Source organism: Leptospira limi (assembly GCF_026151395.1).
Lineage (GTDB): Bacteria > Spirochaetota > Leptospiria > Leptospirales > Leptospiraceae > Leptospira_A > Leptospira_A limi.
Map to the genome: position 1 here is coordinate 548,527 of NZ_JAMQPV010000001.1, position 11,631 is coordinate 560,157.

Consider the following 11,631-nt stretch of genomic DNA (forward strand, 5'->3'; position numbering starts at 1 on the left):
GTGATGATACTTTAATTAAGGGAAGGATCTTTGGTATGGTCTACAAAGTATTTGTAAATTCCACCTTTACTTCGAAGAGCTTCTCGCCAAATCGATTCTGAATCATCTTCTTTAAATACGATGGAATCATCTACTAAATCAGAAACAACCCAAGACAACCTGTCAAATTCACTTTCTAATTGTCCAGAAGACCAACCAGCATAACCTTGTAAGACACGAAATTGGATTTGGTCAGAAGATAAAACTTCTAACATTGTATCAAAACTTCGAGCCATATAAATCCCTGGAACCACTTCTACTCCTGGATCCGCTGTTTGTTTTCCATTATGTAAAATAGATACAAACAAATTGTCTACCGGTCCACCAGCATACACCGGTTTGTTGGAATGAACTGTATCTGGTAGGTTTTTGATGAGTGATTCCATTGTTTGGTCAGTGGGTTTGTTTAACACGAGACCAAAGGCCCCGTCGTCGTCATGGTCTACCATGAGGACAACGGATTTATGAAAAAAATCCTGAATCACACTAGAATTGGAAATGAGTAACTTTCCGCGCGTTGAATCAGGATGATCTGTCATTATTTTTTGCCGTGAATTTCTTCTAAGATACGATATGCCACTTCTAATGTTTTAATATCGGAATCACCTTTCACCATCGGTTCGGATTCTCCTTTAATACATTTTACAAAGTGTTCGTGTTCTTGTTTAAGAGGGTTATCTTTGTGTACAAAGATTTTTTCCACAATAGATTCTTGTCTGTATTTGATTTCTCCACTTCCCAGTTGTGTTGTTGAACTTGCTTGTCTGTGCAGTTCAATTTCCTGGTTTGTAAAATCTAAAAATACATACGAATCTTTTTGGGAAATGTTAAGAGTTCTAATTTTTGCCTGAGAAGAACGAGAAGCATTGAGCGAAGCAACACAACCATTTGCAAATTTTAAAACCACACTCGCAATATCCTCATGGTTCGAAACAACAGAAGATCCAACAGCTTTCACTTCTGTTACATCTGATTTTACTAAGTTAAGAACAATGTCGATATCGTGGATCATCATATCGAGAACCACACCAACATCAGTAATTCGACTATTGTAGGGAGCGATCCGTCTCGATTCAATGAGGATTGGGTGTTCAGCAATTTTACCTAACTCAAGTACCGCACCATTAAATCGTTCTACGTGACCTACTTGCAAAATCAAATTGTTTTGTTTTGATAAGGTTACGAGTTCTTTCGCTTCTTCGACTGTTTGGGAAATTGGTTTTTCTACCAAAACATGTTTTTTTTCAGTAAGCGCCTGTTTGGCGATTTTGTGATGTAAGAAAGTTGGTGCTGCAATGATGATTGCATCCGCTTCTTTCAACAATTCTTCAATCGTTCCAAATGCCTTTGTTTTATGTTTCTCAGCAATTTGTGTGGCACGTTCCGCATTGGCATCAAATATACCGATGAGTTCTGCATCGGTTAATTGTTTGGCAACGTTTACGTGGTACTGACCCATATGGCCTGTACCAATGACTCCGAGTCGGACTTTTTTATCCATAGATGCTCTCAATATTTTAAAGGTTTAGCGGAAAAACAACTTCGATTTTCCCCCGCTGCCGACCTTTTCGCCGGACTCACGAGCAAATTCTTCCATCAGTTCTCTCTGTTTTTTAGAAAGTTTCTTAGGAATTTCGACTTTGATGATCACATGTTGGTCCCCTTTTCCATAAGAACCGAGGTATGGAATTCCGTGTCCTTTCAAGCGGAAAATTTGTCCACTTTCCGTCCCTTCTGGGATTTTCAATTGGATGGTTTTTCCATCAATGGAAGGCACTTCAATCTCTCCACCAAGGCAAGCCATAGATAAAGAAATGGATTTTTGAACGATGAGGTCATTTCCTTGGCGTTCAAACGTTGGGTGTTTTTTAATATGAGTGACTACGTATAAATCACCACTTGGGCCTCCGTTTGGACCGGATTCCCCTTCGCCGGAAACTTTAAGTCGGCTTCCAGATTCTACACCAGCAGGGATTTTGATATGTATGGTTCGTCTTTTCTCTGTTAGGCCCTCACCTTTACAAGTCTTACAAGGATTGGAAATGACCTTTCCCTTTCCTTTACAACGTGGGCAAGTAGTTGTGACACTAAAAAATCCTTGGGTTCGTCTCACTTGGCCTGTTCCTGAACAATCAGGACAAACAGTTGGAGAAGATCCTTTCGATGCGCCGGAACCCGAACAATCTGCACAGGTTTCGAGTCTTGGAATTTCAATTTTATATTCTTTTCCAAGAGCAGCGTCTTCTAAACTGACTTCTAAATTATAACGGAGATCTGATCCCCTTTGAGGACCAGACCTTCTTCCACCACCGCGGCTACCACCACCTCCGCCTCCGAAAAATTCACTGAAGATATCACCGAAGTCTCCAAAGATATCAGAGAAGTCGGTATAAGCACCAGCTCCATACCCTCCTCCAGCACCTGCATTCACACCAGCTTTTCCAAATTGGTCATAAGCTTGGCGTTTTTGCGGATCGCGTAACACTTCATAGGCTTCAGTAGCCTCTTTGAATTTTTCTTCCGCTTCTTTATCACCCTTATTTTTATCAGGGTGATATTTGATGGCTAACTTACGATAGGCGCTCTTGATCTCATCATCAGAGGCACCTTTCGAAACGCCTAATACTTCGTAGTAACCACGGTCGCTCATAGTTTTACTTCTTTATCTCTATTTATTTTTTGTCTTCATCCACGACAGTGTAATCTGCATCGACTACCTTCTCGCCACCTGCATTGGAACCAGCAGTGTCTTGGTTTGCACCAGCACCAGCTTCTGCACCAGGAGCTCCTTGTTCAGGACCTGCTTGGCTATAGATTTTTTGTCCAATTTGCATTGCAACTTGTTGGATTGAATCTCTAGATGCTTTCATACGTTCGAGATCACCAGATTCCATTGCTTCACGGCCGCGTTTGATTTCGTCCTGAGCTCTTTGTTTTTCTGATTCATCGAGTTTGTCAGCGGATTCTCCGATGGTTTTTTCCAATTGGTAAACAATTGCTTCCAATTCGTTTTTAGTATCAGCGGCTTCGCGAAGTTTTTTATCTTCTTCTGCGTGAGCTTCTGCATCTTTTACCATCTTTTTGATTTCTTCTTCAGAGAGTCCGGAAGAAGATTCAATGCGAATCTTTTGTTCTTTACCTGTTCCCAAATCTTTTGCAGATACATGAACAATACCGTTTGCGTCGATATCAAAAGTCACTTCGATTTGTGGAACTCCGCGTGGAGCAGAAGGAATTCCCACTAAGTCAAAACGACCAAGTGTCCTGTTGGCACTTGCCATTTCTCGTTCCCCTTGTAATACGTGAACGGAAACAGTTGTTTGGTTGTCTGCCGCAGTAGAGAATACTTGGGATTTTCTTGTAGGAATGGTTGTGTTTCTTTCGATGAGTTTTGTCATCACACCACCAAGAGTTTCAATTCCAAGAGAAAGTGGAGTAACATCGAGTAACAATACATCTGTTACATCACCAGCAAGAACACCACCTTGGATCGCCGCACCAACTGCTACCACTTCATCAGGGTTCACAGATTTATTTGGTTCTTTCCCAAAAATTTCTTTTACAAGTGCTTGGACAGCAGGGATACGAATGGATCCACCCACAAGGATGACTTCATCAATTTCACTAGCAGTAAGACCTGCATCTTTTAATGCATTGATACATGGAATACGAGTTCTTTCGACAAGAGATCTTGTGATTTCATCAAACTTTGCTTTGGTGAGAGTCATATCCAAGTGTTTTGGACCAGACGCATCTGCAGTGATGAATGGAAGGTTGATTTGAGTGGAAGATGTTCCAGACAACTCGATTTTAGCTTTTTCAGCAGCTTCTTTCAAGCGTTGTACTGTGTTTTTATCTCCAGAAATATCGATTCCAGTTTGTTTTTTGAATTCGTCGATCATCCATTGCATGACCACGTTATCAAAGTCGTCTCCACCAAGGTGAGTATCACCGTTAGTAGATTTTACTTCGAATACACCGTCACCAAGTTCTAGGATCGAAACGTCAAATGTTCCACCACCTAAGTCGTATACAGCGATCTTTGCATTGGTTTTTTTCTTATCAAAACCATAAGCAAGAGCCGCAGCAGTTGGTTCATTGATGATACGTTCTACTTCAAGTCCAGCAATACGACCAGCGTCTTTCGTTGCTTGTCTTTGTTCGTCATTGAAGTAAGCGGGGACAGTAACTACTGCTTTTTTTACTTCATGACCAAGAAAGTCTTCTGCTGTTTTCTTCATTTTTTGAAGGACACGAGCTGCAATTTCTTGTGGTGTGAATTCACCAGATACGGTTTCAAATTTCACACCATCATTTCCAGCACGGATCACTTTGTATGATACCATCTTTGCTTCATCACCAGCTTCGTTAAAACGACGGCCAATAAAACGTTTCGCAGAACGAATTGTATTTACCGCGTTTGTAATTGCTTGGTTTTTTGCAAATTGACCAACAATGGTTTCACCCTTTGCTGTAAAAGCAACAATCGAAGGAGTGGTTCTTGCCCCTTCAGAGTTTTGAATGACAACAGGATCTCCACCTTCCATAACCGCCACACATGAGTTAGTGGTTCCTAAATCGATACCTATGATTTTTTCCTTAGACATAGTCTTTCTCCTTCTTACTTATATTAACTTTGTGGTTTTCCCACTTTCACACGTGCAGGACGAATTGATTGTTTGTTTTCACCTTCTTCGTGGTAATAACCAGCTTGGTAAGTTTCAACAACAGTCTCTTCAGTAAATTCTGCACTTTCCTCGGAAGCAATTGCTTCCATGAGCATCGGGTCAAACGGCATTCCTTTTGGATCTAATCGTTTGATTCCTTCTCTTTCCAATACGGAATAAAATTCCTTTTGTACCATCTTGATGCCTTCAACAAAAGCAACCACTTCAGGTGTTTGGTTCGGAACATTCGAAACACGTTCCAAATTATCCAATGCACCTGTCAGTCCTTCTGCAAACTTCTTGATGGATTCTTTTCTTGCATTTAACAAATCGTTAGCTGTTCGACGTTTGTAGTTCTGAAACTCCGCACGTTCTCTGAGCCAAGAGTCCTTTAAAGATTCGATTTCTTTTTTTGCACTATCGAGTTCTTTTTCAGCTCCTTCTACTGCTTGTTCAATGGCTTCGTCAGAAATAGTTTGCCCTTCATCGACTTGCACATTTTGATCTTCTAGGGATTGGTTCGTTTCTTCTGCCATTTCGCCTCCTACTACCTGCTCAATTTCGTTATCATTTCTGAAACTAACTTCGAAGTGAATTCAATCAAAGGTAATGCCTTATTGTAATTCATCCTCTGAGGACCAATGATTCCCATTGAACCTATCCTCTTTTCACCCATACGATAATTCGTTGTGATGATGGTAACACCACCTAACTTTTCATTACCGTCTTTTCCAATAATGGTATAAACACCATCCATCGGAACATAATCACTAAAAAACTCTTTGAGGAACTGTTTTTCATCGAATAGATGCAGGATGTTTTCTAATTGTTCCTCTTCATCCTTAAAGTTTTCGTATAAGTTTTTTAATCCATCGATATACAAGTTATCAACAGACATACTATCTGTTCCCATTGCTCTTGCAATCGATGGAGCGAACAAAGAAAATCCTTCCGGGCCTTCTTTTTTCAACATCATCTGAGGGATCAGATTACTTTGAATTTCATGAACATCAAAACCTTTGACGTTATCATTCAAATACCTTGAAATTTGGTACAGACTCTCTTGTGAGATGTGAAAATCGAAAAATATATTTCGATTGAGCACAGTTCCAGACCGCATAACAAGGATCATAAGAACTTCTCCTCCATTTACATGGATGAGTTCTATATGTTTTAATGTGTCGAGAGATCCTTCCGGACCTAATACCACACTTGCCGATTGCGAAAGAGAAGCGAGAACCTTGGAGGTTGCAATGAGAACCTGGTCCAAACGAAATTGCATCCGAAGATACTCTTCTTGGATCCTTTGTTTTTCACGCATTGTGAGCTCAAAAAGCGTCACAAGGCTATCCACATACAACCGATAACCGCGTTCTGTTGGCACCCGACCACCCGAAGTATGCCGGGCTACAATGTAACCCATGTCCTCGAGTTCTGCCAGACAGGAACGAATGGTGGCTGGTGATAGTCCGATATCGTACTTTTCAGAAAGGGTTTTGGAGCCGACAGGTTTGTTGTCTGAAACAAACTCCTCAACCAATGCTTTCAAAATGGAACGATGTCTAGGGGAAAGGTCCATAGCCTCCAAGCACTTCCTTTAGCACTCTGATGATTAGAGTGCTAATCTATGCTTAAAGTTTACGAATTTCCGTTTTTTTCGTCAAGCACGATGTCCACGCAAGTTGCGAATTTTAGCAGACTTTCAAAGAAACTGCTAAAATTTTTCAAACGGGATAGACTTGGATTTGATTCCTTCCCTGGTTTTTAGCTTGGTAGAGGGCGATGTCTGCAAATTTTAGTGTCTCTTCTGGTTTCTGAATCGGATGCACTTTCGTAAAACCAATACTTAGAGTTACATTTAGGTAATAATTATCGAAGATAAAAAACCTATGTGCTTCAACTGACTCGCGGAGTCTATCGAGAACGATGGTTGCCCCTTCGGTGGTAGTGTCTGGTAATATACACCCAAATTCCTCTCCACCAAGTCTTCCCACAGTGTCCTCTTCCCTGAGGCAATCCACAAAGATATTGGCCATTTTTTTGAGTACCAAATCCCCAATGTCATGTCCGTAGGTGTCATTGATCACTTTAAAATGGTCTATGTCCATTACCGCAAGCACCGATTCCCGATTACGGCGTTTGACTGTAGCAATCGTTTTTTGGAGGGTATCTGCGAAGGAACGACGATTTGGTAACATCGTAAGTTCGTCCATATAGGCCAAACGTTTCAAACTATTGATGAGTATATTTTTTTGTTCTTCTAAACGCCTACGTTCTCTCACATCACGGATGATTGCCGCGTAGTACTCTTTGTTCTCTTGGTGGATGGTAAAAGCACGAATTTCCACTGGAATCGTACCTTTTGGTTTTGTGATGAGTTCTAATTCTTTTAAAAATCCTGCAATGTAATGTGCTTCGTTGGAACTAACAAATGCTTCTATTGATGTTTGTTCGCCTTTTTCATTCGGAGGGAATAAAAAAGAAAATGATTTACCAAACAATTCTTCTTCTGAATATCCAGTTAACGATTGTAACGCTATGTTACTAAATAATATCTGTTGGTTTGTGTCTAAAACGACAATTGCATCGATGGATTGGGAAACAATTTCCTTAGCCAGTGTTTCTGTATTAAACTCATTCATTTCCCCAAATTACCCCATTTCCTTTTTCACTTCGGAATGAATCTCGCCATTTATGGATATGACGAAAATTGATCTCGGGTTGGTTCACCCTAAATTCTTTTTTCGGCAAAACCTTCATTGGTTTTGGATTCAGACTCTGATACCAATAAGCAACAGAGATCAAATCTAAGGTCAAGGAATTTGCATGACCATGTTCCAATAAGAATAGGAAATTTTTTTCAAACCGAATGGGGGATTCTACCCAAAATCGATACAAATGGGTTCTGCCCAACCATCCTATTGAATCAGAAACCCTAGGGTATCCAAAATAAGGATGCATAAACACTTCTTTCGGTGACCAAGCTGTATTAAATACATCTTCAGTTCCTGTTCCTTTTAGTGTAGCAGTTGTTTGGTTACCATCTATAAAAATTAGATCATCTCCTTCGCCATACCACAGAGGAGTAGGAGAATCCACATATAAGTTAAGTCCAATGAATTGGCCTTTTCCTTCAGTTTCGAGGACAGAGAAGTAGTTTTCTTTTACAAATTTTGTTTTTTCAGTTTCCCCAAGCAATCCCCATTCATTTTCCTTTTGGTTCGAAGTGTTCGGTTTGGTGATACTTCTGTTCCATTGAGCATGGAATCGTAAAGAGGAATCGAGAGGTGATTTCCATTCTTCATAATCAATGTAAAAGTAAAAATTACTAATATCCTCATCTGATTCGTTTTCGATTTGAATTTTCGCACTTGATTCAAATGGCATAGGAAAGTAAGAGTTCATTGACTTTCCTTTTTTGGGTGCTGCGACAAGTGGTAACGAATTGAGTATGTATTCTTCTCCCCAACCTTGTCCAAAAAATTCACCTAACGGAACCTCTACTGATGGAAAAGAATGATTGTCCCAATACATGCGTATCACAACATTTTTCCGTGCCATAGGGTCTTTACTTGCCAATGTCATCCAAATGTGTTTGATCACACCACGGCCTTTGATTTCAGCAATCGTGATGGTTGATTTTTTTGGAATTTTAATAAAATCATCATTTCCATTTGTTGGATCCGCACTTGAGATTCGTTTGTTTTGGTAGTTTTTTTCCTTCCAAATGGAAGACTCCCACCCATCGCTGAACAAAGGATTGGCGAATTTAAATCCAAAAACAAACAAAAATACCCAAAAACGGAATCCAAATGAAGTTTGATTCGTAACCATAATGACCTAACTTAAAAAAACTATTTCCTTTGAAGGATTAAAAGCGTTTCAAAAACCAAAGAAAAATTCCCGCTTGGACAATTGACTGTAAAAAAATTTCAAATAAAACATACAGATGGATCGAAAGAGTCACTTCAGAAATCATAAACACCATCCCTTCCAAACTTCCCACAGAAGGTGAAATTGCTGCCAGTCCACCTAAAATGGTTCTCATCCATACCAATACAAACATTTGTTTGTTGAAAGATTGAGTTTGGAACCAGTCCCAAATCAGATGTAAAAAACTCACAATTAAGAGAGCTTGGAGGAGTAAGGCTGGAAATAACCAAGTCATTGCTCTCGACCAAGCTGCACCATCACTCGATGTAACCAAAAAAAGAGGAAACACAGCCAAATCACCTTCATAATACTCTTTCATTACCAATTGAAAGTATGGGATGGAGACAAGGAGATAAGCTAAAAGATGGCTGAAAATAAACTGAATTGTGATTTTAATCTTCGGATTCATGTTAAAGTTGTCCAATAAGGTAAACTTTACATGATGAAATCAGAACTCAAGGCAAAACTGCAACGGACCTTTCCAAAAGCCAAAACAGTCTCTTCAGGAAGGTTGTTCACCCGTCAGTTGAGTAACCTGATCGACGATTCCTTACGACAAGTTTTTTTGGAAGTTTCAAACGGAATCCCCATAAAAGACCACCTCTGTCTCATTGCAGTAGGAGGTTATGGAAGAAGGGAACTCGCACCTCATTCGGATATTGATTTATTATACCTTCATGATGGAAAACTTTCAGACAAAATCTTAAGTGATATCATTTCCAAAATCAATACCTTCTTATATAACAATGATAAGGAAGTCGGTCATAGTTGCCGTACGATCAAAGAATCATTTTTATATTTAAACCAAATCGAAACCTACCACGCTGTACTTGATGCTCGGTTTCTTGTAGGTTCAGAAGTTTTATTCCAAAAATTTAAAAACGAATTCCTGGGCAAAATTCCTGAAAAAACCATCAAAGAATACAATGAATGGAAACTTTCTTATCTCAGAGAAAGAATTATCAATTCTTATAATCCAATTTTACTTTCAGAACCCAATATTAAAAACGATCCATTAGGACTTCGTGACATCCAACAAATGTATTGGATCGAAAAAACAAATCCACTCGCCGATAGTGCCGATGGTGGGATTTTTGATTTTTATTTAATTGGTGATAGTTTAACTCTACTGTCAGCTTATGATTTTTTACTCTTAACTAGATCCGCTCTCCACATCATCAGTGGCCGTAAAAATGACAGGTTAGATTTAGGCTTACAGGCAGAAGTTGCTGAGTTTTTAGGATTTGGTCCTAAGAATGAAATTAAAACTTTAGAACGTTTTATGAGCCAATTTTATAAAGCTCAAAAGGATGTTTATTTTTATATTGGAACCTATTTAGATGAAAAAACCAATCTGAATAAAAAACGGATCCACAAAGAACTTTCCAATCCAGATACTTTATACGATGACATCATTCAATTTTTCAACGAATCACAAAAAAACGAAGAGGAACCATCTCGAATCGATTTAAACGAAATCCGTTTTGCATCTCATTTTCTCGATGATGATTTTAAAAACCAAAAATCGGTTTTGGATTGTTTTATGGAGATGTTACGCCACAAAAAACGTATTGGGCATACACTCACACTTATGCATGAATGTAACGTACTAGGAAAACTCATTCCCGAATTTGGAGCTTGTACCAACTTTCCCCTTTTTAGTTACCACCACCAATACACAGTTGATGAACATACATTACTCATATTACGTGAGTTAGATGTATTGATTGCTGATTTATGGGAAGACCCACAAGTCCAAGACGTATTTAATTCTTGCGAAAAAATTGAAATTTTAGCTTTAGCAATCCTGATTCACGATGCAGGGAAAGTAAAAGAAGGTGACCACTGCCAATACGGCGCCGAACTTGCTCTCATCATCGCGGAAAGGTTCCGATTTTCAGAAGAAGATACAGAACTCTTGCGATTTTTAGTTGCAGAACATATCGTCATGTCTGAACTCTCATCCAAACGAGATATTTATGACCCAAATCTAATTTCTTCGTTTGCAAATCAATTTTCCAATGAAAACACTTTGCGGTTGTTATATGTAATGACAATCATTGATACAAAATCGGTTGGCCAATCAGTTCTTACCAATTGGAAAAAAGAAATTTTACATTTTTTATTTACTTCCACATTGACATACTTACAAAACAAAACCAATCGACCTGACAACCAAGAACGCATCGAGAGTACTCTTGAATCCTATCTAATCGAAAAAGAAGGACTTACAACAGAACAAGCGGAACAAATTGTTTCGTTTGGGATGCAAATTCGTCCCACTTCTTATTTGAACTATAATACCCCACGCAGAGTCTACCAACATTTTGTATTTTTACATGAATGGATACAATCAGGTTCTACGTTTCGATTAATTTCTGAAAAAGAACCTGCGTTTGTTACATTGTCTCTATTTGCTAAGGCAGACAAACGAATGTTACTGTATCTATCAGGAATTATTTCCAGTCTTGGATTAAATTTAGTAGGACTCAGATTATTCCGAAGCGAAAATGAACATTTGATTTTACAAGCGCAAATCACAGATGAATTCGGAAGTGGAGAGATCGCCGAACCACAAATAAACGAAATTGAGTCCACTCTTGCCGATTGTATTGAAGGGAAAGTGAATATTGAAGATTTGGCTTCGACTACCAATATTTGGAAAACCTTACCACAAATTCCGGAAGGAATGGTGGAAGAACTAGTCAAGTTTGCAAATGATTTATCAGATACTTATTCTGTATTAGAAGTAAGAGTACCTGATTCAATCGGTTTAGTGTATCGTATTCTCAAAACTTTAATCGATTTTGAATTGGAAGTAATCTTTGTTAGAATCTCGACAAGTGCTGATTTTGCATATGACTCCTTTCACATCCAAACTAAAAATGGTAAAAAAATAGAAGATACTGGCCTACTCCTTTCGATTAAGGAAAAAATTCTCTCGGTAGCAAGAGTCAAAGATAACCAAGGTATCATGGAGATTAGTTTTTAA

10 protein-coding genes are annotated in these 11,631 nt (G+C 38.9%); 1 reads left to right on the forward strand and 9 read right to left on the reverse strand.

Features of this window, described 5'->3' with window-relative positions:
• Window positions 1-11 precede the first annotated feature (11 nt).
• The 9 genes from ND812_RS02505 to ND812_RS02545 all read right to left on the reverse strand — a co-directional run bounded on the left by ND812_RS02505 (window position 12) and on the right by ND812_RS02545 (window position 9,048).
• Window positions 12-578, reverse strand: a complete 567-nt coding sequence (locus ND812_RS02505; RefSeq protein ID WP_100720066.1) for a YqgE/AlgH family protein — start codon at window positions 576-578, stop codon at window positions 12-14.
• Window positions 578-1,540, reverse strand: a complete 963-nt coding sequence (locus ND812_RS02510) for a Gfo/Idh/MocA family protein (RefSeq protein ID WP_265374131.1) — start codon at window positions 1,538-1,540, stop codon at window positions 578-580. Before ND812_RS02510 ends, ND812_RS02505 begins: the two co-directional genes overlap by 1 nt.
• A gap of 24 nt (window positions 1,541-1,564) precedes the next feature.
• On the reverse strand, window positions 1,565-2,689 hold the full coding sequence (gene dnaJ, locus ND812_RS02515) for a molecular chaperone DnaJ (RefSeq protein WP_265374132.1): 1,125 nt from the start codon (window positions 2,687-2,689) through the stop codon (window positions 1,565-1,567).
• Between the two features lie 22 nt (window positions 2,690-2,711).
• Window positions 2,712-4,646 carry a molecular chaperone DnaK gene (gene dnaK, locus ND812_RS02520; RefSeq protein WP_265374133.1) on the reverse strand — a complete coding sequence of 645 codons (1,935 nt, stop codon included), beginning with the start codon at window positions 4,644-4,646 and terminating at the stop codon, window positions 2,712-2,714.
• Window positions 4,647-4,669: 23 nt separating this feature from the next.
• Window positions 4,670-5,242: a nucleotide exchange factor GrpE gene (gene grpE / locus ND812_RS02525; RefSeq protein WP_265359279.1), complete on the reverse strand. Its 573-nt coding sequence runs from the start codon at window positions 5,240-5,242 to the stop codon at window positions 4,670-4,672.
• An 11-nt stretch (window positions 5,243-5,253) separates the two neighbouring features.
• The gene (gene hrcA / locus ND812_RS02530) at window positions 5,254-6,285 is read right to left on the reverse strand and encodes a heat-inducible transcriptional repressor HrcA (RefSeq protein WP_108960429.1); all 1,032 of its coding nucleotides are present in this window, start codon (window positions 6,283-6,285) and stop codon (window positions 5,254-5,256) included.
• A gap of 145 nt (window positions 6,286-6,430) precedes the next feature.
• Window positions 6,431-7,348, reverse strand: coding sequence for a sensor domain-containing diguanylate cyclase (locus ND812_RS02535; protein ID WP_265374134.1), 918 nt, complete (start codon window positions 7,346-7,348; stop codon window positions 6,431-6,433).
• Window positions 7,341-8,540: a glycoside hydrolase family 172 protein gene (locus tag ND812_RS02540; RefSeq protein ID WP_265374135.1), complete on the reverse strand. Its 1,200-nt coding sequence runs from the start codon at window positions 8,538-8,540 to the stop codon at window positions 7,341-7,343. The genes ND812_RS02535 and ND812_RS02540 overlap by 8 nt, the downstream gene beginning before the upstream one ends.
• A gap of 37 nt (window positions 8,541-8,577) precedes the next feature.
• Complete coding sequence (locus ND812_RS02545; RefSeq protein WP_265374136.1) at window positions 8,578-9,048, reverse strand: hypothetical protein; 471 nt, start codon at window positions 9,046-9,048, stop codon at window positions 8,578-8,580.
• Between the two features lie 30 nt (window positions 9,049-9,078).
• On the opposite strand from ND812_RS02545, the gene ND812_RS02550 reads away from it, so the two are divergent.
• Window positions 9,079-11,631: a [protein-PII] uridylyltransferase family protein gene (locus ND812_RS02550; RefSeq protein ID WP_322113639.1), complete on the forward strand. Its 2,553-nt coding sequence runs from the start codon at window positions 9,079-9,081 to the stop codon at window positions 11,629-11,631.

Coding starts and splice junctions, on each gene's coding strand:
- ND812_RS02540 (WP_265374135.1), bottom strand. CDS start 8,540: ATGGTTACGAATCAAACTTCATTTGGATTCCGTTTTTGGGTATTTTTG.
- hrcA (WP_108960429.1), bottom strand. CDS start 6,285: ATGGACCTTTCCCCTAGACATCGTTCCATTTTGAAAGCATTGGTTGAG.
- ND812_RS02505 (WP_100720066.1), bottom strand. CDS start 578: ATGACAGATCATCCTGATTCAACGCGCGGAAAGTTACTCATTTCCAAT.
- ND812_RS02545 (WP_265374136.1), bottom strand. CDS start 9,048: ATGAATCCGAAGATTAAAATCACAATTCAGTTTATTTTCAGCCATCTT.
- dnaK (WP_265374133.1), bottom strand. CDS start 4,646: ATGTCTAAGGAAAAAATCATAGGTATCGATTTAGGAACCACTAACTCA.
- dnaJ (WP_265374132.1), bottom strand. CDS start 2,689: ATGAGCGACCGTGGTTACTACGAAGTATTAGGCGTTTCGAAAGGTGCC.
- ND812_RS02550 (WP_322113639.1), top strand. CDS start 9,079: ATGATGAAATCAGAACTCAAGGCAAAACTGCAACGGACCTTTCCAAAA.
- ND812_RS02535 (WP_265374134.1), bottom strand. CDS start 7,348: ATGAATGAGTTTAATACAGAAACACTGGCTAAGGAAATTGTTTCCCAA.
- ND812_RS02510 (WP_265374131.1), bottom strand. CDS start 1,540: ATGGATAAAAAAGTCCGACTCGGAGTCATTGGTACAGGCCATATGGGT.
- grpE (WP_265359279.1), bottom strand. CDS start 5,242: ATGGCAGAAGAAACGAACCAATCCCTAGAAGATCAAAATGTGCAAGTC.